The organism is Pseudonocardia sp. Cha107L01 (assembly GCF_052566575.1).
The window spans coordinates 575,131-599,645 of the sequence record NZ_CP199579.1 but is presented as its reverse complement, the minus strand read 5'-3'; the positions used below and the strand labels follow the sequence as shown (position 1 = coordinate 599,645).

Genomic DNA, 24,515 nt, shown 5'->3' with positions numbered 1-24,515 from the left:
TGAGGGCACGGGAGACCTTCCCGCCCCGGCTGGTTCAGAGCCGGGTGACGGCCCGGTGCAGCAGGCCCTGCAGGACGCGCTGCTCCGCCGGGGTGAGGCCGGCGAGCGGCGAGTCCTGAATGAGCAGTTCGATGAGGCGTTCGCGCAGCGCGACGCCCTCGACGGTGAGCACCAGCTGCTTGGCGCGCCGGTCGGTGGCGTGCGGATGGCGTTCGAGCAGGCCCTGCTTCTCCAGCTTGTCGATGACGAAGGTGGCGTTGGAGGGCTCGCAGCCCATCCGCTCGGCGAGCTCGGACATGGTCATCGGCCCGGTCAGCTCACGCAGCGCGGTGGCCTGCGGCGCGGTGAGCCCCAGCTTCACGGCACGCTCGCGGACGTGGTCGCCGATCTGGCGGGACAGCCCGGTGACCAGGCCGCAGAGCTCACGCTCGGCGGCCACCTGGGGATCCGGGCTGCTCACCCGCTCAGCCTAGCAAATGCCTCAAGCAAACATATTTATAGCTTGAATCTTTACAGTTAGAAGTTTAGTTTCAGGGCATGACCAACTTCGTGTCAAAGTCCGGGACCGGGACCAGTGACCGGCTGCGGCGGCCGGCGGGGCTCCGCGCACTGCGCCTCGGCGAGCTGACGGTGACCTACGTGCCCGACGGCGCGGTTCAGCTCGCGCCGCGCGCCTGGTTGCCGGCCAGCACCGAACAGACCTGGGCGGAGCACCCCGAGTACCTCGACGACTCCGGCAACCTGGTGGCCAGCATCGGGGGCCTGCTGGTGGAACACGGTGACCGGGCGCTGCTCGTCGACGCCGGGTTCGGCCCCCGGTCCGCGCCCGCCGAGCCGGGTAACCCGCACGGCGCCGTCTACGGCGGTGCGCTGCTGGACAACCTGGCCGAGCTCGGCCGCCGTCCCGACGAGATCGAGGCGGTGGCCATCACCCACCTGCACCTCGACCACGTCGGCTGGGCCGCGCACCCGGCGCCGGGCAGCGACCGACCAGCGTTCACCAACGCCGAGTACCGGATCGCCGAGCCGGAGTGGTCGGGGCGCCACCTCGCCGAGGCGGCCGGCACCAGCGCCGAGCAGCTGGCGGCGCTGGCTCCCCGGGTGCGCACCGCGGCCGACGGTGAGGAGATCTTTCCCGGGGTGCGGCTGCTGCCCGCCGCCGGGCACACCGTGGGGCACGCGAGCTATGTGATCTCCTCGGGCGGGCAGCGGCTGATCGCCTTCGGCGACGCGATGCACTCGTCGATCCAGATCGAGCATCCGGACTGGGGTGCCGCACCGGACCACGACCCGGTCGCCGCCGCCGATGCCCGGCGCCGGCTGGTCGCCGAACTGGCCGAGCCGGGCACCATCGGCTTCGGGGTGCACTTCGCCGACGTGGTGTTCGGCCAGGTCGCGGCCGACGGCACCTGGCGGCCCGTCTCCTGACCCGAGAGCCTGACCCCGGGCCGGAGCCGAGAGCCTGACCCCGAGAGCCGGCGGAGGTCAGTAGAGCGTCAGTAGAGCCGGCGCAGGACGATCATGGCCCGGCCGAGAACGCGCAGCCGGCCGCCCGGTACCGCCTCGCGCTGCTTGCGGCGCGCGTTGGCCAGCAGCGGGTCGGCGGTGTCGATCACGACCTCCCAGCCGTGCCCGTAGTTCTGGTCCGGCAGGGTGAACGGGACCGCCTGGTGGTGGGCGTTGCAGAGCAGCAGGAACGAGTCGTCGACGATCCGCTGGCCGAGCTCGTCGCGCTCCGGGATGCCCTGGCCGTTGAGGAAGATCGCCACTGTCCTGGCGTGCCCGACCTCCCAGTCCTTGTCGGTCATCTGCTCGCCGTCGGGGCGCAGCCAGGCGATGTCCTCGATGCGCGAGCCGCGGATCTGCCGGCCCTGGAAGAACCGCCGGCGCCGGAAGACCGGGTGGGCGGCGCGCAGCGCGGTGAGCTTGGCGGTGAACTCGGTGAGCACGGCGTGCTCCCGGGCGGCCTGCCAGTCGACCCAGCTCGTCTCGTTGTCCTGGCAGTACACGTTGTTGTTGCCGCTCTGGGTGCGGCTCAGCTCGTCGCCGTGCGCGATCATCGGCACGCCCTGGGACAGCAGCAGGGTGGCGAGCAGGTTGCGCTTCTGCCGCTCCCGCAGCGTGATGATCTTCCCGTTCTCGGTGGGTCCCTCCACGCCGCAGTTCCAGGACCGGTTGTGGTTCTCCCCGTCCCGGTTGTCCTCGCCGTTGTCGCCGTTGTGCTTGTTGTTGTAGGAGACCAGGTCGTTGAGGGTGAACCCGTCGTGCGCGGTCACGAAGTTGATCGAGGCGATGGGCCGGCGGTTGTCCGCCTCGTACAGGTCCGAGGAGCCGGTGAACCGGGAGGCGAACTCGGCGAGGCTGGCCGGCTCACCCCGCCAGAAGTCCCGCACGGTGTCGCGGTACTTGCCGTTCCACTCCGTCCACAGCGCGGGGAAGCCGCCGACCTGGTAGCCGCCGTCGCCGACGTCCCAGGGCTCCGCGATCAGCTTCACCTGGCTGACCACCGGGTCCTGGTTGACCAGGTCGAAGAACGCCGCCAGCCGGTCCACGTCGTAGAACTCCCTGGCCAGCGTCGAGGCCAGGTCGAACCGGAACCCGTCCACGTGCATCTCGGTGGCCCAGTAGCGCAGCGAGTCCATGATCAGCCGCAGTGACTCGTGATGGCGCACGTTGAGGCTGTTGCCGGTGCCGGTGGTGTCGTAGTAGTGCTTCTCGTCGCCGTCGACCAGGCGGTAGTAGGCCTGGTTGTCGATGCCCCGGAAGGACAGCGTCGGGCCGAGGTGGTTGCCCTCGGCGGTGTGGTTGTAGACCACGTCGAGGATCACCTCGATGCCGGCGCGGTGCAGCGCGCGCACCATGGTCTTGAACTCCAGCACCTGTTCGCCCCGGCTACCGAAGCAGGCGTACCCGTTGTGCGGGGCGAAGAAGCCGATCGTGTTGTAGCCCCAGTAGTTGGACAGGCCCTTCTCGGCGAGGGTGGAGTCGTGCACGAACTGGTGCACCGGCATCAGCTCGACCGCGGTCACCCCGAGCTCGCGCAGATACTTGATCATCACCGGGTGGGCCAGCCCGGCGTAGCTGCCGCGCACCTCGTCGGGGATGTCGGGGTGCGCCATCGTCATGCCCCGCACGTGCGCCTCGTAGATCACCGACTGGTGGTACGGGATGCGCGGCGGCCGGTCGTCCGCCCAGTCGAAGAACGGGTTGACCACCACCGACTTCATCGCGTACGGCGCGGAGTCGGTGTCGTTGTACGAGTCCGGGTCGCCGAACCGGTACGAGAACAGCGCCTCGTCCCACTCGATCCGCCCGTCGATGGCCTTCGCGTAGGGGTCCAGCAGCAGCTTCGCGGGGTTGCAGCGCAGGCCGGCGGCCGGGTCGTACGGTCCGTGCACCCGGTAGCCGTACACCTGCCCCGGGCCCACCCTCGGCAGGTAGCCGTGCCACATCAACCCGTCCCGCTCGGGCAGCTCGACCCGGGTCTCCTTGCCCTCGTCGTCGAACAGGCACAGCTCGATCCGCTCGGCTACCTCGGAGAAGATCGAGAAGTTGGTGCCGCCGCCGTCGTAGGTCGCCCCCAGCGGGTAGCGCGAACCAGGCCAGACATCCATCCAACCTCCGCACCACCCGGCCGGGCCGGCCGGCCTACGACGTCGAGACGACCTTGTTCTACCGTCCGCCGCGGCCGACCGCCACGGGAAGCGCCCCGCGAGTGGCCTACTCCACTGGCTTACCCCACCGGCCTACTCCACGAAGATGTCGACCGAGGGCCGCAGCTCGGCGCAGACCCGCAGCACCGGGTGGATGACGTGCTTCTCGAAGCCCTCGAACGGGGTGGTGTCGAGGGTCTCCCCCTCGATGTCGATGCTCGGGTAGGCCCGCTGGGTGAGCAGGTAGTCGAAGCGCGGGGCCCACTTGCGGGAGCCGAGGCGGGCGGTGGTGGAGCAGTTGTCGACCATGTACGCGACGCCGCGGGCGTGCATGTAGGGGTTGAGCGAGTCGACGGCTTCGATGACCGACTCGTTGGCGATCTCGGAGTAGGGGTGGCCGCGCTCGATCAGTGCGTCGACCTGGGCCATCATCACGCCGCAGAACACACCCGCTGTGAACGGGTCGAGCGGGATGTCGGCCTCGACCCGGTCCGCGCGGACCTTCGCGCCCACCTGCCACATGTCCGCCTGGTCGATCTTGCCCATCGGGAAGCGGGCGAGCCGTTTGCCGGCCAGCACCACGCTGCGGATCTCGTTGCCGGAGGCGACCTCGTCGTAGATCTCCTGGGTCAGCTCCAGGCCGACCGGGTAGGCGGCCGAGTAGGCGTCGGCGAACACGGCCCGGTCGGTGACGTTCAGGCGGTGGTAGACGCCGTCGAGGCCGTCCTTGGAGATGATCCGGGAGATGGGCCCGGTGACCGACTCGACGGAGTGCCGGAAGGCGTCCTCGTCGGTCAGACCCTGGTCGCGGAAGCGCCGGTAGAGGCTCTCCACGATGCCGTGCACGCCGGCCAGCAGGATCGCGCGCTCGCCGGACAGGTCGGACAGGTACTCCGAGTGCAGCGTGGTCTGGAAGGTGAACGGGGCGCCGAGCGCGACCGCCCAGCCCAGCGCGCGGTCGGTGGCGTGGCCGGTGACGTCCTGCTGCACCGCGAAGCTGGCGTTGATGCCGGCGCCGTTGACCTCGCGGCCCTGCACGTAGAGCGCGCGGACCGACTTGCCCATGCCCTTCGGGCATACCGCGATCACGTCGACGCCGGCCGGGAACTGCTCGCCGAGGTCGGTGAGGTGCCCCAGCAGGAAGCCGTGCGAGAGCCCGAGCGTGGTACCGGGGCGCAGCGCGGCGAAGATCTGCTCGTGCAGCTCGGCCTGGGCGGCGTCCGCGATCAACAGGATGACCAGGTCGGAACCGGCGATCACCTCGTACATCTCACCGAGGGTGCCGTCCGCCTCGCTGAAGCCGGCGGCGCGGGCGGCCTCGAAGGACGGCGAGCCGGCGCGCAGGCCGACGGTGACCCGGACCGCGCCGTCGAGGGAGTCACGAAGGTTCTGTGCCTGCGCCGACCCCTGCGGACCCCAGCCGATGACACCGATCTGACCGACCCCGTCGAACGCCCGGGGCAGCCGGTCGAACAGGTGCCGACCGCCGCGCACGATCGCCTCACGGCGGTCCCCGAGCGTGATGTAGTCCTTGTCGAACACCGAGGTCTGGAAATCCAGGTCCTGCGCGGGCATGAGCACCTTCCGATGGGCAGCACTGGTGGCCGGCCGGTCAACGCGGCCCGGACGTCACACCCCAGACTGCCACCGGTTCGTAGACATGTCATTGACAGGTGCCCGCGCCGCCCGCGGCGCAAGGCAGGATCGGCGGAGTGACCATCCATGCCATCCGGATCGCGGGCGACCCGGTACTGCACACCCCGACCCGCGAGATCACCGAGTTCGACAGCGCGCTGCGCGACCTGACCGAGGACATGTTCGAGACGATGTACGCGGCCGGCGGCGTCGGCCTCGCCGCGAACCAGATCGGCGTCGACCTGCGGGTCTTCGTCTTCGACTGCCCCGATGCGGACAACGTCTGGCACGCCGGTGTGGTGGTCAACCCGGAGCTGGCGACCTCGGAGATCCCGCCGGCCGGCGACCCGGAGGTGGATATGGAGGGTTGCCTGTCCGTCCCGTTCGAGAGCTATCCCACCCGGCGGGCGGCGACGGCCGAGGTCGCCGGCTTCGACCTGGCCGGCAACCGGATCGCGCTGGCCGGCACCGGCACGCTGGCCCGCTGTTTCCAGCACGAGACCGGCCATCTGGACGGGCACCTCTACCTGGAGCAGCTGGTCGGCGAGTACGCCGAGGCGGCCCGGGAGCTGGTGCGCGAGCGCGGCTGGACCGGCCCGGGTCACAGCTGGCTGCCCGAGGTGCCGGTGGACACCCCGCGCCCGGTCGGCCGCGACTTCCCCACCAAGTCCGGCCGGGTCCGCGGCCCGCTCTAGAGCTCGCGGAGTCGGCGGTGGAACCGAGCTGCGCGTGCCTGTTGTTGTCGAGCTGCACGGGAGGCCGGTCGCGGGCCGAGCTGAGCGTGCCTGTTGTTACCGAGCTGCACAGGAGGCCGGTCGCGGGCCGCCAGAACCTGCCTGGTGTGCAGCTCGGTAACAATCGCATTGGCGGCGGGCGCGCCGGCGGCGGCGGGGCGCGTTGGCGACGGTGGTGCGCGTTGGCGACGGTGGCGGCGGCGGGGCGCGCCTGCGGCGGCGGGCTCGCGCAGGCGCCTGCGGCGGCGCCCGGCCCCCGGCCCCAGGGGCAAGATCAGCTGGCGGCGTGGATCTCCTCGGCCCGCTCGGCCAGGGTCCGGGTGCCGCAGGGCCACCGGACCCCGAAGCAGGCGTGGCAGTCGCCGCTCGTGTCCGGGGTGTGCGCGAACAGCAGGGTGCGCCACAGGCGCGGGTTGCCCGCGATCGCGTGGGCGACGCCGTCAAGGTGTTGAGTCGACTCTTCCGCCTGGTTAGTCATCGGAACCCGAGCTCCGACGGGCCCTCGAGGTGCCGCGGCTGGCAGGGCAGGGCACGCCGTAGGGAATGACCGCACACCGCACCTCCCAGTGGTTGCGCTCTTCGCCCTCGGCACGGCGCGTCGGTTGAACGCGGTGGTGTGGGGCGCGCGGAGCGTCGTTCGTCGCCTGATTCTCGCATGTTGATCAATAACACCGGGCTAAAGAAGCCCTAAAGTGCCGCGAAGACGCCCTACTGGGCGAGCCCTTTTCGTGGCTCGGACGAGTCGGGCCGGCAAAATTCCCCCGGTCCGCCACGGAGCGTGGCAGAGTCTACTCTATGGGCCACCAGTGTTATAGCAATCGCGGCTAGGTTCCCCGCCGTGCCGCACGTTCTGGTCATCGAGGATGACCTCAACACCCGCTTGGGGCTGGTTCAGGCCCTCGGCGCGTCGGACCATGCCACCACCTCCGCCGACACCGCGATGGCCGGGCTACGGGCGGCCATCCGGTACCGCCCGGACCTGGTGCTGCTCGATCTCTCCCTGCCCGATCTGAACGGGCTCGAGCTGCTCCCCATGCTGCGCGCGGCGGTCCCGGACATCCCGGTCATCGTGGTCACCTGCCACGACGAGGAGAGCAGGATGATCAGGGTGCTGGACGCCGGCGCCGACGACTACCTGGTCAAGCCGTTCGGGTTCGGCACGCTGCTGGCCCGGGTCCGCGCGGTGCTGCGCCGGGGCGGCCGAACGGAGCGGCACCGGCCGAACCTGGTGCTGGGCGGCCTGTCCATCGACCTGCGCGCGCGCACCGCCGAGTTGGACGGCCAGCCGCTGCCGCTGTCGCCGAAGGAGTTCGACCTGCTGGCCTACATGGCCAGCCGGGCCGGTCAGGTGATCAGCAAGCGGGAGCTGCTCGCGGAGGTCTGGCGCTCGCCGTACAGCCAGGCGGACAAGACGGTCGACGTCCACGTGTCGTGGCTGCGCCGCAAACTGCGGGAGAGCGGCAAGGCGCCCCGCTACCTGCACACCATCCGGGGTGTCGGGTTGCGGCTGGACGCGCCAGGGGCGTGAGCCGTGCGTGGCCAGCTGACCGGTGTGGTCGCGGTGCTGCTGGGCGTCTCGCTGCTGGTGTTGATGGCGCCGGTGCTCATCCTGACCAGGGCGGACTACCAGCACCGCGCGCTGTTGGACGCCGTCATCCGGGCGCAGGGTCTGGTGCCGGTCGCGGACACCGTGGCGGCCGGGACACTGCCCACCGAGCCGATGGACGCCGGGCTGGCGGTGTCGATCTACCGTCCGGACGGCCGGGTGTTCGGCGTGCCCGCGCCGCTGGACCCGAAGGTGCTGGCGGCCGCCCGCCGGGGTGCGGCCACGATCGGGCTGGACGGGCGGGTGGACGTGCTGTTGCCGGCGCGCGGGCCCGGTGGGGGGTCGTCCTCGGTGGTCCGGGTGGCGATGCCGGACTCCAGCTGGGAGCGGGCCGCGCTGGGCAGCTGGCTGCTGGTCGTCGGGCTGGCGTTGGCCCTGCTGCTCGGCGGGGTGCTGGTGGCCGAGCTACTGGTCCGCCGCCAGGTCGGCTGGCTGCACGCGCTGGGTGCCGGCGCGGAGCGCATCGCCGAGGGTGACCTGAGCGCCCGGATCCAGCCCGGCGGCCCACCGGAGATCCACCGGGTCGGCGCCGCGCTGAACCGGCTCGCGGTGCGGGTCGAGCACCTGATGGAAGCCCAGCGGGTGCGCTCGGCGGACCTCACCCACCGGCTGCGCACCCCGCTCACCGCGTTGCGGCTCGGGGTCGACGGGCTGCCCGACCGAACGGCCGCCGCCCGCCTGGACTCCGACCTCATCGCCCTCAGCCAGGCCGTGGACGAGGTGATCCGGACCGTCCGCTGGAGCCGCGAGCCCGGCGCCGCCGAGGCGGACCTGGTCGCGGTGGCCAGCGAACGGGTGCGGTTCTGGTCCGCGCTGGCCGAGGACACCGCACGGGTGATCGGCATCGGCGCGCCGGAGGAGCCGGTACCGGTGCGGGTGTCGCGGTCCGACCTGCGGGCCGCCCTGGACGCACTGCTCGGCAACGTCTTCGCGCACACCCCGAACGGCACGCCCATGTGGCTGATCGTGACGGTGGCACCGGACGGCGGCGGGTCGCTGATCGTGGACGATGCCGGGCCGGGTTTTCCGCCGGCCGCGCAGCTGGGGCGGGGGCGCTCCGGGGCCGGCTCCACCGGGCTCGGGCTGGACATCGTGCGGCGGATCGCGGTGGACTCCGGCGGCTCCATGACCATGGACCGCTCGCCGTTGGGCGGTGCCCGGGTCGAGCTCCGGCTGGGCGCACCCTTCCGCGAGGCCGGCTGAGCGCCGCGGCGGGTCAGCTCCGCAAGGCCGGCTGATCGCCGCGGCGGGTCAGCTGGTGGCCAGGACCCAGCTGCCGCGGATCGGGAACGACATCTCGCCGTCCGGGCCGGTGCTGGGGTTGCCGCCGAACTGCTGCACCTGAGCGGTCAGCAGCTGGTCGGCCGGGTCGGGGAGCACCAGCTGGTAGTCGGTGCGCTCCTTGGGTGGGAACACCGGGCTTCGACCGTCCACGGAGCCGCCGTTCGCCACCCGGTAGGAGAAGACCACGTGCCACGGGGCGGCCGCCACGTCGGTGGGCACGTTGATCCGCAGCGGCGCACCGGGCGGTACGGCGAGTTTGATCACCGCGTCCGGGTGGTTGGCGCACTGGGTGACCGCCAGGTCGCAGTACTGCGCCGGGCCGGTCGAGACGGTGCCGGCGGCCGAGCTGAACTCCACCGAGGGCGGTCCGCTCTGCCCGCAGCCGGTGAGCAGCGCGCCGCCGACCAGCGCAAACCCGATCAACCGGCTGGCGCGCGGGGGGACAGACATGGTCAGGACGCTCCCAACACCGGCTGCTCGCGGTGCCGGATCCACGGCAGCAGCGAGCTGCCCCGGCTGACCAGCACGGCCTGACCGCCGGTCAGCAGCACCGCCACGGTGATCGAGGTGAAACCGATCCAGTACACCGGTGGAAGTAGAACACCCAGCGCCCCGCCGAAGACCCAGGCCAGCTGCAGCACCGTCTCGGAGCGGCCGAACGCCGACGCCCGCGAGCGTTCCGGCAGGTCACGCTGGATCACCGCGTCCAGGCACACCTTGGCCAGTGCGCTCGCGGTGGACGCGAGCAGCGCGCAGACCGCTGCCACCGGTATCCCGGGCAACACCGCCACCGCGACCGCGCCCGCCACGCTGACCCCGACGCAGCCGAACACCAGCGCGTCCGAGCGGGCGAAGTCCAGCCGGGACCCGGCCCCGTTGCCGACGAAGCTGCCCACACCCGCCGCCGCGCCGACGATGGCCAGCAGCACCAGCTGGCGGGACGGGTCCTGGACGGTCTGCGCCTTGACCACGAACGCGATGAACAGCGTCAGGAACCCGGTGAGCACCCGGATCGCGCAGTTCGCCCACAGCGACACCACGACCCGGCGGCCCATCGGCTGCCGCTTGGCGCCGGCCGGCCGCCCCCGCATCGACGCCGGCACCTCGCCCTCGGTGTCCTCCACCCAGCGCGGGATGCGCAGGCACAGCCAGGCACCCAGCACGCACAGCACGGCGGTGTAGACCAGGGCGCCCTGGGAACCGGTGAGCTTGGCGAAGCCGGCCGCCCCGGCACCGAACACCGCCCCCGCGACCAGCCCGAACGTGGTCAGCCGGGAATTCGTGGTGACCAGCGTGATGGCCTCCGGCAGCACCCTCGGGGTGACCGCCGCGCGCAGCACGGTGAACGACTTGGACAGCACCATCACACCCAGCGCCGCCGGGTAGAGGCCCCAGTCGTTGAAGTGGAAGGCCATCACCAGGGCGAGCACGCCGCGCCCGACGAAGGACGCGGCCAGTGCCACCCGCCGGCCCTTCTGCAGCCGGTCCAGCAGCGGCCCGATGACCGGTGCCACCAGCGCGAACGGGGCGACCGTGATGAGCAGGTAGAGCGCCACCTTGGTCTTGCTCTCGGCGGTGGCGGCGGAGAAGAACAGCGTGTTGGCCAACGCCACCGCGATCGCCGCGTCGTTGGCGTAGTTGAGCATCGTGGCGTAGGTCAGCGCGGTGAGCCCGGAGCGCCCGGCGCCGTCGGCCTCGGCGGCCCGTTGGAACGCCCGCACGCCCTGTCCGGTGAGCTGCCGGCTGCGCCAGGCGGCCACCCGGGTGACGGTCAGCTTGCGCGGCATGGACGACTCGGCCCGGTGCGCGCTCGGCGTGTCGCCCTGCTCGGGCTCCGGCGCCGGTTCCGGGTCGTCGACATGCTGCTCGTAGTCGAACGGCTCGTCGTCACTCGCGTAGCGGTGCGGGTCGGCGGCGTACCGGGGTGCGTCGGTGTGGCGCGGGGCGTCGCTGTACCGGGGGAGGCTGGAGTGCGGAGGGTCGTCGGTGTAGTGGGCGTCGCGGGTGTAGCCGCCGGAGTAGTGCTGGTCGTCGGCGTAGCGCCCGTCGTCGGGATAGCCGCCGCTGTGGTGCGGCTCGCCGGCGTAGCGCGGTTCGTCCGCGTAGTACCGCTGGTCGCCGGGGTAGGCGGGCCCGTCGGTGCGGTCGGCCGGCGCGGGCTCGTCGGTGCGCAGCGGGTCACGGAGTGGCCCCCGGGTGTGCCCCCCGTCGACCGTCACCCACATCTTGCGGCGGCGCGCCCCGGAGGACCAGCCCGCGCGAGCCACCCGAGGCGGTTCTTCATCCCGGGACTTGCGCACCTGGCCATTGTTCCGCATCCGCCGCCCGGCGCGGCCACGAAGGACTAGCCCGGCCGGGTACCCGTTGGGCCGAGACGGGTGATCTTGTCGGATTCGCCCCGGGGTGCGCTGGGGTGCCGATCGCGCACCGAGGTCGACGTGAGTCTTGTTTTCCTTCGGGAGAACCGGACTGGTGTCGACCTGATCTTGAAAACCGCATGTCGGCGAGCCGCCCGCGCCTCAGGACACGAAGCCTCAGGACACGAAGCCTCAGGACACGAAACGGACCCGGAACAGGGTTGGCCAGAGCTTGCCGGTGAGCAGGAACTCGTCGGTGCCGGGGATCGCGGCGATGCCGTTGAGCACGTCGGTGCCGCCGCGCTGGTCGACGGGAAGCAGCCCGGCGGCGTCCACCACCGCGGTGACCGCCCCGCTGACCGGGTCGATCCGGACCAGCCAGTCGGTCCGGTAGACGTTCGCCCACACCGCGCCCGGTGTGCACTCGAGCTCGTTCAGCCCGGGCAGTGGCCGTCCGGCGACCCGCACGGTGAGCGTGCCCAGCGGAGCGAGGTCGGTCCCGGAGCGCACCCGGAGCACGTCGGTGCCGTCGCTGGCGATCACCCGGCCGTCCCCGGTGTGGCACAGCCCCCAGCCCTCGCCGGTCCACGGCACCTGGCGGACCGGCGTCAGGGTGGCCCGGTCCCACTCGAGCGCCACGCCGTCCTTCCAGGTCAGCTGCCAGATCCGGTCGCCGAGCACGGTGACCCCCTCGCCGTAGAGGTCGGCCGGCAGCGGGCTGGCGCGCTCCAGCCGGCCGGTGTCCGGGTCCAGCTCGCTCAGCCGCGACTTCCCGGCCAGCCCGGTGCTCTCGTACAGCACTCCGCCGTCGATCTCGAGACCCTCGGTCCACGCGGCGGTGTTGTGCGGCAGCGTGCCGAGGACCTCCGGGTGCAGCCGGGGTACCCCGGCTGCCAGGCCCTCGGTGATCGCCGTGGTGCTTGCTTCGGTGCTCGCTTCGGTGCTCGCCTCGGCCCCTTCGGAGCCGGTCGGCAGGCAGCCGGTCAGCGCACCGAGCAGCAGTACGGCGACCAGCACACGGGTCACCAGGGGGGGCATGCCGCCGAGAGTGGCACAATTGACCCCGTGATCTCCGCATCTCCCGAATACGACCGAGCCCCGGAGGAAGCTGTGCCGGCCCTGACGGATGCCGCCCCCTCGGTACCGACCGACCCCAGGCTGATGGCCTCGGTGGACGAGGCCCGTGCGGCGGCCGTCGAGCTGGCCGGCGAGGCGGCGATCCTGGGGTTCGAGGAGGTCCTCGGCGAGGACGAGCACTCCGCCACCTACTACTTCGCCGCCGCGCAGCCCGGCTACCGGGGCTGGCGGTGGGGGGTGACCGTCGCGGTCGGCGGCCCGGACGAGCGGGTCACGATCAGCGAGACGGTGCTGCTGCCCGGCCCCGACGCGCTGGTCGCCCCGCCCTGGGTGCCCTGGCAGGAGCGGGTCCGGGCCGGCGACCTCGGCGTCGGCGACCTGCTGCCGACCGACCCGGACGATGCCCGGCTGGTGCCCGGCTACCTGCACTCGGACGACCCGGCGGTGGAGGAGACGGCGCACGAGGTCGGTCTCGGCCGGCCCAAGGTGCTCAGCCGCGAAGGCCGGGTCGAGGCCACCGAGCGCTGGCGCGACGGCGACCACGGCCCGCGCGCCGACATGGCCAAGGCCGCCCCCGGCACCTGCGGGACCTGCGGGTTCTACCTGCCGCTCGCCGGCTCGTTGCGCGCCGCCTTCGGCGCCTGCGCGAACGAGTACGCCCCGGCCGACGGCGCCGTGGTGCACGCCGAGTACGGCTGCGGCGCGCACTCCGACGTCGAGTCCGACGGCGGCCCGCTGTCGCCGATCGGCGAGCTGGTCTACGACGACGGCGTGGAGCTGGAGCCCCGTTAGTGTCCCGGTGAACGCTGAGCGGTCCGAGCTGGTTCTAGATCCGTTCGGCACCGCCGCGCTGCGGGCCGGCACGCTTGCCGCCTGGGCCGACTCGCCGACCCGGTTCCGGGAGGACGCGAACGCCGAGGAAGACCTGCTGCTCGGCGGCTACGCGGACCGCTGGTTGGTCGAACTGGCGCAGAACGCCGCCGACGCGGCACAGCGCGCCGGTGCGCCCGGTCGGCTGCTGGTGCGGCTGGTCCCGGGTACCGGCGGCGGCCCGGTCGAGCTGTGGGTGGCCAACACCGGGGCGCCGCTGGACGCCGCCGGCGTGGCCGCGCTGGCCTCGCTGCGGGCCTCCACCAAGCGCGACTCGGAGTCGGTCGGCCGGTTCGGGGTCGGCTTCGCGGCGGTGCTCGGGGTGAGCCGCGAGCCGCGGATCGCCTCGTCCGGCGGCGGCGTGTCGTTCTCCGCCGCCCGGACCGCCGCCGAGGTCGCCGCCCTGCCCGGGGTGGCGGCCGAGGAACTGCGCCGCAGGGACGGTCGGCCGCCGGTGCTGCGGCTGTGCTGGCCGCTGTCCCCGACCGAGCCGGCGCCGCCGGAGGGCTACAGCACCGAGGTGCGGCTGCCGGTGGAGGGTGCCGGCACCGACCCGGGCGAGGTGCTCACCGGCGCCGAGTCCGCCGCCGCCGACCTGCTGCTCGCGCTGCCGTGGCTGGTGGAGCTCACCGTGATCGGCTCCGGCGGCACAGCGGTGGTGCACCGAAGGACCGACCACCCGGACGGCACGGTGACCCTGGAACCCGGTGCGGACCGGTGGCTGCTGGTCCGCCGCAGCGGTCGCTGGGACGAGCTCGCCGACCGGTCGGCCGGGCGCGCGGCGGAGGACCGGGCGGACTGGTCGGTGTGCTGGGCGCTGCCGCTGGACGCCGACGGCCGGCCGCGCCCGCTGGACTCCGACGTGTTGCACGCGCCGACCCCGAGTGACGAGCGGCTGGCGCTGCCGGCCCGGCTGCTGGCCAGCCTGCCGATGCAGCCGTCCCGGCGGCGGATCCGGACCGGGCCGGCCACCGACGCCGTGGTGGCGCGTGCCGCCGACGCCTATCGGGAACTCGTACTCACGGTGGCGCCGGCGGACCGGACCGAGCTCGCCCCGCGCCCCGGTTTCCCCCGTTCCGACCTGGACGCGGTGCTGCGGGCGGCGGTCGGCACCGTCCTCACCGACGCCGCCTGGCTGCCGACGGCGCTCGGCCCGGACGTGGCGCCGAAGGACGGTGTGCTGCTCGACCTGCCGGCGCCGGCGTCTGTGCTGACCGGGCCGCTGACCGGGCCGCTGACCGCGCTGCTGACCGACGTGGTGCCCGGCCTGCTCGCGGACAGCGTGGCCGGTGCGCCCCGCGCGGTGCTCACCGAGCTGGGTGTGGGCACGCTGTCGCTGGCCGGCCTCGCCGAGCGGCTGGCCGGGGTGCGGCGGGCGCCGGCCTGGTGGCGGAAGCTGTACGCCGCGCTGGCCCCGGCGGTGGACGGGCTGCCGTCGGCCCGCGACGAGCTGGCCGCGCTGCCGGTGCCGCTGGTGGACGGGCGCACGGTCACCGGCCCGCGCACCGCGCTGGCGCTCGCCGGCCTCGGAGCGTCCGGCGGCGGAACGGCCGGCGCGGGCGCGGGCCCCGGCAGCGGAACAGCCGGGCTGGCCGGTGCGGTGGCCGAGGTGCAGCTGCCCGGTCTGCGCATCGTGCACCCGGACGCGGTGCACCCACTGCTGTACCGGCTGGGTACCGCCGAGGCGGGGCCGGCCGAGCTGCTGGACCACGACAGCGTGGCCGAGGCGGTGACCCGGTCGGTGGCCGAGGCCGAGGACGGTGTGGACACCCGGGCGCTGGTCGGCCTGGTGCTCGGGCTGCTCGCCGAGGTGGAGACCGGGCCGGACACGCTGGCCGCCCGCCCGTGGCTGGCCGGGCTGGCGCTGTCGGACACCGACGGCGAGCCGTGCCGGGCCGACGAGCTGATGCTGCCGGACGCCGTGCTCGCGCCACTGCTGGAGCCGGGCACCCCGATCGGCGTGCTGGCCGCCGAGCTGGCCGACGGCTGGCCGAGGCGGGTGCTCACCGCGGTGGGCGTGCTGGACTCGTTCGCGCTGGTGGTCGACGACAACGCCACCGAACCGGACCACGACCTGGCGGACGAGGAACTCTGGTGGGACGCCGCCGAGGAGCGGCCGTCCCAGCTGGTCGCCGTCCGGGACCTGGACCTGGTGGCCGACGACGCCTGGCCGGCCGCGCTGCGGGTGCTCGCCGCCGACCCGCACTACCGGCCGGCGCTGCGGGCTCCCGGCGGGTACACCGCGTGGTGGCTGGCCCGGCACGCCCGGTTGGCCGGTCGCCGGGCCCGGTACTGGCGACTGCCGTCCGCCGGCTCGCTGGCCGGGCTGTTCGACACGGTCCCGGCCGCCGTGCGAGACGCGGTCGGCGACGACGGGCTGCTCGCGGTGATCGGTGTCCGCGGTGACGCCACGGTGGCCGACACCGCCGATGCAGCCGACCTGATCACCCGCCTCGGCGACCCCGAGCGCACCCCGGACGCCGCGCTGACCTGGGCCTGTTACGCCGAGCTTGCCGACGCCGTGCTGGCCGACCGGGTCGAGGTCGGTGAGCTGGATCCGCCGGAGCGGCTGCGCGCGGCGGACGGCTCGGTGCTCGAGGCCGACCACGCCGTGCTGCTCGACCGGTCCTGGCTGGCGCCGGCGCTGCCCCCGGGGGAGACGGTGGCCGGCCGGCTGGACGTCGACGGTGTCGAGGCGCTGGCCGACCTGCTCGACCTGCCGCTGGCCTCCGAGGTGGTGGCCGGGCGCGTGGTCGACCCGGGCGGCGCGTCAGGCTCGCCGGCCGCCGGTTCGGCCGGCCCGGGTGGCTCGGGTGGCCCGGCCGGCCGGGAGGTTGCCTGGGCGGCGCTGCCCGAGGTGGTGGCGGTCTGCGCGGTCCTCCGGGTGCCGGTACCGGACGGCTCGCTGTGGCTGCACGAGCGGCTGACCGTCGAGCTCAGCCGCCCGGAGGTCCGCCGGCTGGACGTGCCGGTGTGGTGGCAGGACAACCGCTGGCACGCCAGCGACCCGGTGCGCGCGCTGCTCGCGGCCCGGTCCGAGCTCAGTCCGTGACCCGCTGGGCACCCCGGCGGCCGGTGCGGGCGGCCCAGCGCTGCCACCGGAAGACCGAGTAACCCAACACGCCGAGGACCCAGCCGCACAGCGTGGTGTCGAACCAGATGTCGAGCGGGCGGCCGCCGGTCAGGTGTGCGATCAGCAGCCCTGCCCACACCAGGAACCACACCGCGGTCATGGCACCGACGATCCGGGTGGTCTCGACCAGCCGAGCTGGCGGTGGCGGTGGGTCGTACACATCGCACACGCTACGCCGACCGGCTGACCTCGCTATCCCGGCGGTGGACGGGTTAGGGGAGCCACAGTCGTACCGGATGCGGCCACCTGTGGGACAGTGTTCCGCCGATCAGGCGATGGATGTCACCCAGCGTGGGCACAGGAGCATGATGCGCCGCTTTCGTAAGGTAAGCTAAGGACATGGAGCTCGTCCACGACACCGGCTCGGACCTCGCCGGACAGCTGCGGCTGTCGGTGGTCCGGCTGAACCGTCGGCTCCGCTCGCAACGTACCGACGAGATCGTGTCGCTCACCCAGATCTCGGCGATGGCCACGCTGCACCGCTGCGGGTCGATGACGCCGAGCGAGCTGGCCGCCTCTGAGCGGGTCCGGCCGCCATCGATGACCAGGGTGATCGCGGCGCTGGAGGAAGCCGGCTGGGTCTCCCGGCGGGACCACCCGACCGACGGGCGCCAGTCCATCATCGAGCTCAGCACCTCGGGTGCCGCGCTGTTGGCCGCCGAGGTCACGGCCAAGGAACGCTGGCTGAACAAGCGGTTGGCCGAGCTCACCGACTCGGAACGGGAAACCCTGGCCAGGGCTACCGAGATCATCGACAGAATGGCGGGCGCCTGACAAAGTGACTGAGCTGCGGACCCCGAAAACCCTGCCCACCCGCAGCACGGTCGTACCCGCGACCCCGGCACCGGAGCGCCCGCCGCCCGTGCCGCCCGACGCGGCGACGTCAGACCCTCCCGCGAACCTCGCGGCTGATCCCGCGACCGGGGCTCCGGTGGACGGTGCGACGGATCCCCCGGTGCCCCTGCCGGAGTTGTCCAAGCTGGAGCTGTCCGAGCCGGAGTTGCTCCCGGAGCGCCCGGTGCCGGAGCGCGCCGGCATGTTCGCCTCGCTGCGGGTGCGCAACTACCGCTTCTACGCCGGCGGCCAGGTGGTCTCGCTGGTCGGTACCTGGATGCAGCGCATCGCGCAGGACTGGCTGGTGCTCGACCTCTCGCACAACAGCCCGGTCGCGCTCGGCGTGGCCAGTGCACTGCAGTTCACCCCGACATTGCTGTTCTCGCTGTGGGGCGGCGTGCTGGCCGACCGCTACGACAAGCGCCGGATGCTGCTGATGACCCAGAGCGGCATGGGACTGTGCGCGCTGGTGCTCGGCCTGCTCGACGTCGGCAACCTGGCGCAGCTGTGGCACGTGTACCTGCTGTGCCTGTTGCTCGGCGTGTTCTCCTCGATCGACGTGCCGGCCCGGCAGGCGTTCGCCTCCGAGCTGGTCGGGCCCGGGCAGGTGGGCAACGCGGTCGCGCTGAACTCGATGACGTTCAACACCGCGCGCATCGTCGGGCCCTCGGTGGCCGGTCTACTGATCACCGCGATCGGCACCGGCTGGGTGTTCCTGCTGAACGCGGCGAGCTTCGTGGCGGTGCTCAGCGGCATGCTCGCGATGGACCCGAAGCAGCTGTTCCGGTCCCCCCGGGTGCCCAGGGCGCGCGGTCAGCTGGTCGAGGGGCTGCGCTACGTGGCCGGGCGGCCGGTGCTGATCGGCGTGCTGGCCCTGGTGTTCGTGGTGTCGACGCTGGGCATCAACTTCTACCTCACCCTGCCGCTGCTGGCCCGCAACGTGTTCCACGGCGACGCGGCGAGCTACGGGATGCTGACCACGGTGCTCGCGGTCGGCTCGCTGATCGGCGCCTCGTTCGCGGCGCGGCGGGTCGGCCGGCCCCGGCTACGGCTGGTGGTGGGCGCGGCGCTGGTCTTCGGCGTGCTGGAGACGGTGGCCGGGCTGATGCCGACGCTGGTGTCCACCGCCGCGGTGCTCGTGCCCACCGGGCTGGCCTCGCTGGTGTTCACCACGGCGGCCAACTCGAGTGTGCAGCTGTCCATCGAGCCGTCGATGCGCGGGCGGGTGATGGGTCTGTACATGCTCGTGTTCCTGGGCGGTACGCCGCTGGGCGCGCCGCTGCTCGGGCTGCTCGGCGAGAAATGGGGCGGCCGGGCGCCCACCGTGGTGGGTGGCGCGGCGTCGGTGCTCGCGGTGGTGGTCGTCGTGCTCGTGCTGCGGCGGACGCTGCGCCGCCGTGATCGGGCCCTGGCCGGCTCGGGTGTGACCTCGACCGCCGGCTGAACCGGCGAGTTCCACGTCAGTCCGATTTGATCATGATGAAGACCGGATCCCGGTGGAACCTCGGCGCTGTCCGAGGCCGTGTCTCGGTCGCCCGCACCGGCCGGTGTCCCTCTGTCGGGGGTTGATCCGCGACGGGGTCTTGCGTGGAAAGGAAGGCTAGGCTAACTTAATACACGTCGCTTCGTGGTGGGAGCGGCGCGTCAGTTCGGGAACGTATCGGGGCCTCGTCCGGCAACCTCACTGGGCGGGGCCCCGATGCATATCACGGCATATCGCCCGCGTGTCACCCGCCGATCGGCGCCAGGGAGCCCCGCGCCGAGAACCCGTCGGCGACGACCGCCGCGAGCCTCAGGTAGGCCTCCCGGGTGGCCGGCTGCAGCAGCCCCGGGTCGATCAGCCCGCCGGAGTACAGGTGCGGGTCGGCCGGGATCTCGACCACGTCCTTGCAGCGCTCCGAGAAGTGCTGGTAGAGCTGGGCGCGGTCCACCCGGTTGCTGCCCCGGTCCAGGCACAGCACCAGCACGGCTTCCTCGGCGAGCCGCTCGTGGCCGTGCGCCAGCAGCCAGTCCAACGTCTTGCTCGCGCGGCTCGCCCCGTCCACGGTCGGCGAACCGACCACGATGAGCCGGTCCGCCAGCTCGAGCGTTCCCCGCATGGTGGAGTGCACCAGGCCGGTGCCGGAGTCGGTGATCACGATGTCGAAGAACCGCGCCAGCGCTCGGCACACCCGCTGGTACTCCTCGCACCGGAACGCCTCGCCCATCGCCGGGTCCTGCTCACCGGCGAGTACCCGCAGTCGGCCGGCCAGCGTGGTGAACTCGCCGAGCTGGCTGAGCGACTTGATCTTGTCCAGGCTGGCTAGCAGGTCCCGGACGGTGACCGAGGCCGCTCCGCTGAGCCGGTCGGCGAGGGTGCCGGCGTCCGGGTCGGCGTCCACCGCGACGACCCCGTCGCCCCGGTACTCGGCCAGCATCAGCCCGAGGCATGCCGCCACCGTGGTCTTGCCGACCCCGCCTTTGATCGAGGTGACCGCGATCTGCCGGGCGCCCGCCATCGGGCGGCGGACCCGGTCGAGCAGTTGCAGCCACTCGCGTTCGGCGGCGCCGATACCCGGGTTGACCCGGCCGCCGGTGACGGAGTACACCGCCTTCCGCCAGCCGATCCGGGGCACCTCCTGGTCCGGCGAGACGATCTGCTCGTGCCGGATCGCGTCGGCGGTGAGCCGGCGCCGCGGCTCCAGCTCGGGCAGTGCCGGGACCTTGGTGACCGGTGCTTGGGTGGTGAGCGATGCCTGGGTGGTGAGCGATGCCTGGGTGGTGGCCGGAGCCTGGGTGGTGGCTGGCGCTCGGGCGGGGGCCGGTTCCTGCGCGGCCGGCGCGGGTAGCTGGGTTGCGGGTGGCTGGAGTGCGGGTGGCTGGGCCGCGGGTGGCCGGAGTGCGGGTGCGGCGGTCGCCGGACCGGTCGGTTCGGGAGCGGCCGGGTGGGGCGCGGCCGGCCGTTCGCGGCCGATGACCGGCTCGACCGACAGTCCGGACCCGCCGACCCCGGTGCCGACGGCCGCCGAGAGGGCGGCTCGTCCCGCCGGGGGCACCGCACCGCCGGGCTCGGCCGACGGGGACGGCTGCTCGAGCGAGGTCCACCCGGACCGGGGCGCTCGGTTGGTCGAGGGTGTGCGCCGGTCGGACGGCCTCGCTGGTGGCTCCAATGCCTGCGGGAAGGACGGCGGCTGACCGGGCGGCAGCCACGATTCGGACGGCGTGCGCGGGCCCGGCGGACCGAGCGGCAGCCGCGGCGCCGGATGGGCACCGGTCTGCTCAGAGCGCCCGGGTCCCGACTCGTCCCGGTAACCGGGCTCGTCCCGGTAACCCGGCTCACCCCGGTAACCGGGCTCGTCCCGGTAACCCGATTCCCTCCGATGTCCGGGATCGCCTCGGTGTCCCGGTCCGGCGCCGCGGTCCGGCCCGGTGCCCCGGCCCGGCCGGAACGGGCGGCCCGGCGCGGGGCGGCGCACCGGCGGCAGCCACGGCGGCAGTGCGGCGAACGGGTCGTCCGCTTCGGTGCGGTTGGCCGGTGCGGGTGCGGAGAGCAGCCCGCTCGGCGGTACCGGTGACCGGCGGGCCGGCCGGCCAGGGCGGTTGGACTGCTCGGAGCTCGGCTCGGCGGCCTCCCAGGGCAGGATGCTCACCGGGCGGCGGCCGGCCGGCCGGGCGGCGCCGGAGCGGTCACCCCGATCCTGGGCAGCGCCGGCAGCGCCGTTGTCGGTCACCTCGGGGTGGTTCTCGGACTCGGTCATGAGCAGAACTCCTTCCGGCTCACGGCTCGCCGACCTGGCCGTCGGTGGTGTCACCGGCAACCAGCCAGCGCCCGTCGAACTGGCGGACGAGCAACAGGTATCGGGTGGTGCGGTCCCCGGGTGCGGCGGCCGCGCCGGCCGGGGCGGGCCGCTCCGAGGTGCGGTAACCCACCAGGTAGCCCCGACGGGTGTCGGTCGGTTCGCCGTTGACCTGGACCACGTCGGTGACCGTGACGGCGCTGGTGTGGCCGGCCGGGGGCGGCGCGAGCACGAGTACCCCGACCGTGTTGGGCGGTGTGCTGGGCGCCGCGTACGGGGTGGCCCTGCGGTTGGTGGTGCCGGCGTCGCTGCCCCGCAGGCTGTACGCGGCGACGACGTAGGCACTGGCCACCGCGCGCGGGTCGGCGAAGTCGACGGCCGGGTCCGGGCCGGCCGGCACCGCGCCGGGGCGCACCGGCGCGGCGCCCAGCGTGTCCCGGTCGGCGGGGCTGAACGTGCCCTGATCCGGCGTCCAGGCCGACGACGGGTCGTGGTCGGGGCCGGCGACCATCAGCCAGATCCCGCCCAGCAGGACGGCGATGGCCACTCCGGCGACCAGTGGCAGGCGTGTCAATCCCATGATCACTCCGCGAAGCTCACGTGTACGTGGTCGTAGTGACCACCGGTTGCGTCCCGCACGTTGTAAACCCCGCCGCCGCCGTAGCGCTCGCCCCAGCCGCCCTGGTCACCGGTGCTCGGGTCCCAGTACCGGCCCTGCCAGATCAGGTAGCTGACGTGCAGCGCGGCCGCGTTCGTCCGGAACCAGTTCGCCACCCGCCAGCCCTGCGACAGCGGCGCGCCCTGTGCGAAGCTCCCCGCCGCGCCGGGGAACAGGTCGCAGGCGCGGCCCTTGGCGTGGTCGCTGCTCGGGTTCCAGGCGTGTGCGTCCCAGCAGCTGGCCCGGCTGACCGACGGTCCCTGGTGGTAGTCGCCGAACGCGGCCGCCTCGGCAGCCAGCCCGTAGCGGGTGGCGGCGGTCAGGCAACCCGAGGTGGTCGGGTCGTGCTGGGTGCAGCCGGTCCTCGGCCCGAGGAACGCGGCCGGCGCGGCGGGCAGCGCGGCGGTGGTGATGCCACCGACGGTCACCGCGCCGCCCAGGCCACCGGGACCGGCGACCGACGCCGGTGCGATCCGCGCGTCAGCGCCGGCGACTGCCGCCTGGGCCTGGACCGCGCCCAGCGCCCGCACCTCGTCCGGAGCCGGCCGCACGACCGGAGTCGGAGCCGGTGCCGGTGCCGGTGCCGGCGGAGGTGGCTGGGGCAGCGGCGGCGGTTCCACCGGGGCGCTGAACTGGGCCACGAACTGGTGGATGTGGTTGAGGTAGCGGTTGATCAGGTTCACGCAGGCGCCGCCGCAGCCCGCCTCACCGGGTCTCGGGACGCCGGCGGAGCTGCCGGTCACCCGCCCGCAGCCGGCGATGTGGCAGACCAGCATGGCGTCCAACGGCGAGGTCGGCTTGCCGGTGGCCCGCAGGTGCCCGGTGACGGCGCGCAGGTTCGCGCACACCCACGGGATGGTGACCCGCAACTGGGTCTCCGGCTGGTAGATGTCCGAGCTGGCCGGCGGCGGCGAGGACGCCCACTGCTGCCCGCCGGCGACGACCCAGTTGCGCTGGTTGATCTGGTACAGCCCGGCGGCGCCGCCGTTGCTGTCGTTGCTCCAGGCGTGCGGGTTCCAGCCGGACTCGGCCATCACCTCGGCGACCACCCACACCGGCGGCAGCTCCGGGCACTGGTTGCGCACCACGTCGTCGATCACCGGCAGCATCTGCTTGGCCAGCTCCGGGACCTTGGCGGGGTCGACCCCGGTGAGCCCGGGCCCGGCGTCGTCCCCGGCGGCGGTCATGATCAGCAACGTCAGCAGGGCGGCCATCGCCACGGCGACAGCACCGAGGCCGCGCATCCACCCTGCTGTCCGGAGCATCGTTCACCGCGCCGAATGCGCATGGGCCGGACGGCCCGTCGGTATCGCCGAACCGGGGTCGCTCGGTCCGCCCGCGCCGTTCGGGACCAGCCCGGACACCGCCCCCACCGCCGAGGCGGCGCCGAGCACCTGCCCGATCGAGCCGTAGCCCGCCGCGCCGTCGACCGGGCCGGACCCGGCCGCCCGCCGGCCGGGCGCGAACGCGCCGTCGGTGTCGTAGAGCGCCTGCTCACCCGGGGTCAGCCGCAGCGAGACCGGCAGCCCGATCCGCTCACCCGACTTGATCAGGTACTTGCCGCGGCCGGGGTGCAGCGCGCCGCCGACCCAGGTCGGGGACGCCGCCCACGAGGTGACCAGGGCCGCCTCGCCCTCGGACAGCGGGGTGATCCGGCGCAACAGGTCCAGTTCCTGCTCGGCCATCCCACCGAGCACCAGGGTGGCGTTGCGGGCCACCATGCCGCGCGCCTTCGCCCGGTCCGTCGCGGTGGCCAGCGTCTCCAGGTCGTCCATCGAGTGCGTCACCTGGAACGAGATGACGCCGCGGTGGCGGTTCAGCCGGGTGATCCGGTCGGACCGCTCCACCAGCCCCGGAGCTACCCGCAGCGCCCGCCACAGCTCGTCCTGCACCACGGCCACCGAACGCTGCTGGCCGTTCCCCTTGGCGCCGTCGACGACCGCGGTCGACCAGGCCCAGGAGCACAGCATGCCGGCGGCCAGCGCGTCGTCGTCATCGTCGTCCAGCGCCGACAGGTCCAGCGACACGGCCGGCGTGGCCAGGTCGGAGGTGATCGTGGAGGGCCGGTCGAAGATGCCGCGCAGGGTGCCGTCGCAGAGCAGTGCGAGCGTGTTGACCAGCTCGCGGACCGCGCGGCGGTACCCGGCGGCACCGGGGCTGGCCACGATGCCGCGCAGCTCCTCGCTGCCCTCGGACAGCGCGCGAAGCACGTCCGGCACGATCGGCTCGCCCGGTGCGGACTGCCGGGCGCATGCGGTCACCGAGGAGTCCAGTGCGGCGCCCAGCAGCCGCCGCTCGGTGACGTCCACCTCGCCGCGGCGCACGATGGAGACCAGCGCCTCCAGCAGCGTCAGCCGGCGTACCCGGACCGTCTCGGCGAGCCGCTCGCGGGCCGACCCGGTTGCCGCCGCCAGCTCCGCCCGCAGCGGGCCGGCGTCCAGCGGGTTCAGCGCGTGCAACCCCCGGCCGACCCGCCAGACGGCGCCACCCAGTGCTTCGACCAGCGGGGTGTACTCGCCCTTGACGTCCCCGGGCACCACCGCGATCCCACCGAACGCGACGAGCCCGGTGAGCATCCGCTTGATGATCGCCGACTTGCCGATGCCCGGCTGGCCCTGCACCCATACCCCGGTGTTGGACACCAGGCCGTGGCGCAGCCACTCCGCCGGGTCCAGCCCGACCGGTTCGGCGGTCAGCAGGTGCCGGCCGATCGGCACCCCCCGGACCGAGCTGCCGGAACTGACCGCGAACGGGAACAGACCGCAGAGCTGGCTGCTGGTGCCGGCGTAGAGGGTGCCGCCCTCGACGTGCGGGGCGCGGCCGCCGCCGGCGACCGGCCAGCCCCAGGCCCTGGGCACCGGCCGGCCGAACAGTCCGTCGTAGTTGGTCATCGCCGGC

Annotated in this window: 20 protein-coding genes; 8 read left to right on the top strand and 12 right to left on the bottom strand. The window is 73.4% G+C overall.

The features are described from left to right. Positions 1 to 34 precede the first annotated feature (34 nt). A complete protein-coding gene (locus ACTXG6_RS02795; protein WP_445186192.1) occupies positions 35 to 460 on the bottom strand; it encodes a MarR family winged helix-turn-helix transcriptional regulator in 426 nt (141 codons plus the stop codon). A 77-nt stretch (positions 461 to 537) separates the two neighbouring features. On the opposite strand from ACTXG6_RS02795, the gene ACTXG6_RS02790 reads away from it, so the two are divergent. Continuing rightward, the gene (locus ACTXG6_RS02790; protein ID WP_445186191.1) at positions 538 to 1,428 is read left to right on the top strand and encodes an MBL fold metallo-hydrolase; all 891 of its coding nucleotides are present in this window, start codon (positions 538 to 540) and stop codon (positions 1,426 to 1,428) included. Positions 1,429 to 1,496: 68 nt separating this feature from the next. Here ACTXG6_RS02790 and glgX read toward each other — a convergent pair whose 3' ends face one another. Both glgX and ACTXG6_RS02780 read right to left on the bottom strand, forming a co-directional pair. Continuing rightward, complete coding sequence (gene glgX / locus ACTXG6_RS02785) at positions 1,497 to 3,614, bottom strand: glycogen debranching protein GlgX (RefSeq protein WP_445186190.1); 2,118 nt, start codon at positions 3,612 to 3,614, stop codon at positions 1,497 to 1,499. Positions 3,615 to 3,746: 132 nt separating this feature from the next. Continuing rightward, a complete protein-coding gene (locus tag ACTXG6_RS02780; RefSeq protein WP_445186189.1) occupies positions 3,747 to 5,228 on the bottom strand; it encodes a ketol-acid reductoisomerase in 1,482 nt (493 codons plus the stop codon). 137 nt (positions 5,229 to 5,365) lie between these two features. Here ACTXG6_RS02780 and def point away from each other — a divergent pair, with 137 nt between their 5' ends. Beyond that, positions 5,366 to 5,983, top strand: coding sequence for a peptide deformylase (def, locus tag ACTXG6_RS02775; RefSeq protein ID WP_445186188.1), 618 nt, complete (start codon positions 5,366 to 5,368; stop codon positions 5,981 to 5,983). 313 nt (positions 5,984 to 6,296) lie between these two features. Here def and ACTXG6_RS02770 read toward each other — a convergent pair whose 3' ends face one another. Then, the gene (locus tag ACTXG6_RS02770) at positions 6,297 to 6,500 is read right to left on the bottom strand and encodes a hypothetical protein (protein WP_445186187.1); all 204 of its coding nucleotides are present in this window, start codon (positions 6,498 to 6,500) and stop codon (positions 6,297 to 6,299) included. A 360-nt stretch (positions 6,501 to 6,860) separates the two neighbouring features. Here ACTXG6_RS02770 and ACTXG6_RS02765 point away from each other — a divergent pair, with 360 nt between their 5' ends. Together ACTXG6_RS02765 and ACTXG6_RS02760 are read left to right on the top strand one after the other, a co-directional pair. Then, positions 6,861 to 7,550, top strand: coding sequence for a response regulator transcription factor (locus ACTXG6_RS02765; protein WP_445186186.1), 690 nt, complete (start codon positions 6,861 to 6,863; stop codon positions 7,548 to 7,550). 3 nt (positions 7,551 to 7,553) lie between these two features. Continuing rightward, on the top strand, positions 7,554 to 8,831 hold the full coding sequence (locus ACTXG6_RS02760) for a sensor histidine kinase (protein WP_445186185.1): 1,278 nt from the start codon (positions 7,554 to 7,556) through the stop codon (positions 8,829 to 8,831). 48 nt (positions 8,832 to 8,879) lie between these two features. Here the strand turns inward: ACTXG6_RS02760 and ACTXG6_RS02755 are convergent, their stop codons facing one another. From ACTXG6_RS02755 to ACTXG6_RS02745, 3 genes are all read right to left on the bottom strand, one after another. Further along, positions 8,880 to 9,362, bottom strand: coding sequence for a DUF2771 family protein (locus ACTXG6_RS02755; RefSeq protein ID WP_445186184.1), 483 nt, complete (start codon positions 9,360 to 9,362; stop codon positions 8,880 to 8,882). Between the two features lie 2 nt (positions 9,363 to 9,364). Beyond that, positions 9,365 to 11,179: an MFS transporter gene (locus ACTXG6_RS02750; protein ID WP_445186183.1), complete on the bottom strand. Its 1,815-nt coding sequence runs from the start codon at positions 11,177 to 11,179 to the stop codon at positions 9,365 to 9,367. 282 nt (positions 11,180 to 11,461) lie between these two features. Beyond that, positions 11,462 to 12,307: a glutaminyl-peptide cyclotransferase gene (locus tag ACTXG6_RS02745; protein WP_445186182.1), complete on the bottom strand. Its 846-nt coding sequence runs from the start codon at positions 12,305 to 12,307 to the stop codon at positions 11,462 to 11,464. 72 nt (positions 12,308 to 12,379) lie between these two features. Between ACTXG6_RS02745 and ACTXG6_RS02740 the strand changes: the two genes are divergently transcribed. Continuing rightward, entirely contained in the window at positions 12,380 to 13,138 is a 759-nt protein-coding gene (locus tag ACTXG6_RS02740) for a DUF3027 domain-containing protein (protein WP_445186181.1), read from the top strand. Between the two features lie 7 nt (positions 13,139 to 13,145). Continuing rightward, positions 13,146 to 16,268, top strand: coding sequence for a sacsin N-terminal ATP-binding-like domain-containing protein (locus tag ACTXG6_RS02735; protein WP_445186180.1), 3,123 nt, complete (start codon positions 13,146 to 13,148; stop codon positions 16,266 to 16,268). On the opposite strand, the gene ACTXG6_RS02730 is transcribed toward ACTXG6_RS02735, so the two are convergent. Continuing rightward, the gene (locus tag ACTXG6_RS02730) at positions 16,258 to 16,509 is read right to left on the bottom strand and encodes a DUF2530 domain-containing protein (protein ID WP_445186179.1); all 252 of its coding nucleotides are present in this window, start codon (positions 16,507 to 16,509) and stop codon (positions 16,258 to 16,260) included. The two genes, ACTXG6_RS02735 and ACTXG6_RS02730, sit on opposite strands and share 11 nt — an antisense overlap. Positions 16,510 to 16,688: 179 nt before the next feature. Here ACTXG6_RS02730 and ACTXG6_RS02725 point away from each other — a divergent pair, with 179 nt between their 5' ends. Both ACTXG6_RS02725 and ACTXG6_RS02720 read left to right on the top strand, forming a co-directional pair. Further along, entirely contained in the window at positions 16,689 to 17,123 is a 435-nt protein-coding gene (locus ACTXG6_RS02725; RefSeq protein ID WP_445186178.1) for a MarR family winged helix-turn-helix transcriptional regulator, read from the top strand. A 262-nt stretch (positions 17,124 to 17,385) separates the two neighbouring features. Beyond that, the gene (locus tag ACTXG6_RS02720) at positions 17,386 to 18,627 is read left to right on the top strand and encodes an MFS transporter (protein ID WP_445190328.1); all 1,242 of its coding nucleotides are present in this window, start codon (positions 17,386 to 17,388) and stop codon (positions 18,625 to 18,627) included. Between the two features lie 283 nt (positions 18,628 to 18,910). Here ACTXG6_RS02720 and ACTXG6_RS02715 read toward each other — a convergent pair whose 3' ends face one another. From ACTXG6_RS02715 to ACTXG6_RS02700, 4 genes are read right to left on the bottom strand one after another with little or no spacing between them, the layout of a single operon-like run. Beyond that, positions 18,911 to 20,920 carry a nucleotide-binding protein gene (locus ACTXG6_RS02715; protein WP_445186177.1) on the bottom strand — a complete coding sequence of 670 codons (2,010 nt, stop codon included), beginning with the start codon at positions 20,918 to 20,920 and terminating at the stop codon, positions 18,911 to 18,913. Between the two features lie 19 nt (positions 20,921 to 20,939). Further along, the gene (locus tag ACTXG6_RS02710) at positions 20,940 to 21,539 is read right to left on the bottom strand and encodes a hypothetical protein (RefSeq protein ID WP_445186176.1); all 600 of its coding nucleotides are present in this window, start codon (positions 21,537 to 21,539) and stop codon (positions 20,940 to 20,942) included. 2 nt (positions 21,540 to 21,541) lie between these two features. Then, positions 21,542 to 22,861: a hypothetical protein gene (locus ACTXG6_RS02705; RefSeq protein WP_445186175.1), complete on the bottom strand. Its 1,320-nt coding sequence runs from the start codon at positions 22,859 to 22,861 to the stop codon at positions 21,542 to 21,544. Between the two features lie 24 nt (positions 22,862 to 22,885). Then, positions 22,886 to 24,508 carry a hypothetical protein gene (locus ACTXG6_RS02700; RefSeq protein ID WP_445186174.1) on the bottom strand — a complete coding sequence of 541 codons (1,623 nt, stop codon included), beginning with the start codon at positions 24,506 to 24,508 and terminating at the stop codon, positions 22,886 to 22,888. Positions 24,509 to 24,515: the final 7 nt, after the last annotated feature.

Bases quoted from the DNA above. Each gene is read 5' to 3' on its own strand.
- ACTXG6_RS02770 (WP_445186187.1), bottom strand. From the start codon at position 6,500: ATGACTAACCAGGCGGAAGAGTCGACTCAACACCTTGACGGCGTCGCC.
- ACTXG6_RS02700 (WP_445186174.1), bottom strand. From the start codon at position 24,508: ATGACCAACTACGACGGACTGTTCGGCCGGCCGGTGCCCAGGGCCTGG.
- ACTXG6_RS02710 (WP_445186176.1), bottom strand. From the start codon at position 21,539: ATGGGATTGACACGCCTGCCACTGGTCGCCGGAGTGGCCATCGCCGTC.
- ACTXG6_RS02745 (WP_445186182.1), bottom strand. From the start codon at position 12,307: ATGCCCCCCCTGGTGACCCGTGTGCTGGTCGCCGTACTGCTGCTCGGT.
- ACTXG6_RS02755 (WP_445186184.1), bottom strand. From the start codon at position 9,362: ATGTCTGTCCCCCCGCGCGCCAGCCGGTTGATCGGGTTTGCGCTGGTC.
- ACTXG6_RS02715 (WP_445186177.1), bottom strand. From the start codon at position 20,920: ATGACCGAGTCCGAGAACCACCCCGAGGTGACCGACAACGGCGCTGCC.
- glgX (WP_445186190.1), bottom strand. From the start codon at position 3,614: ATGGATGTCTGGCCTGGTTCGCGCTACCCGCTGGGGGCGACCTACGAC.
- ACTXG6_RS02720 (WP_445190328.1), top strand. From the start codon at position 17,386: ATGTTCGCCTCGCTGCGGGTGCGCAACTACCGCTTCTACGCCGGCGGC.
- ACTXG6_RS02790 (WP_445186191.1), top strand. From the start codon at position 538: ATGACCAACTTCGTGTCAAAGTCCGGGACCGGGACCAGTGACCGGCTG.
- ACTXG6_RS02725 (WP_445186178.1), top strand. From the start codon at position 16,689: ATGGAGCTCGTCCACGACACCGGCTCGGACCTCGCCGGACAGCTGCGG.
- ACTXG6_RS02780 (WP_445186189.1), bottom strand. From the start codon at position 5,228: ATGCCCGCGCAGGACCTGGATTTCCAGACCTCGGTGTTCGACAAGGAC.
- ACTXG6_RS02705 (WP_445186175.1), bottom strand. From the start codon at position 22,861: ATGCGCGGCCTCGGTGCTGTCGCCGTGGCGATGGCCGCCCTGCTGACG.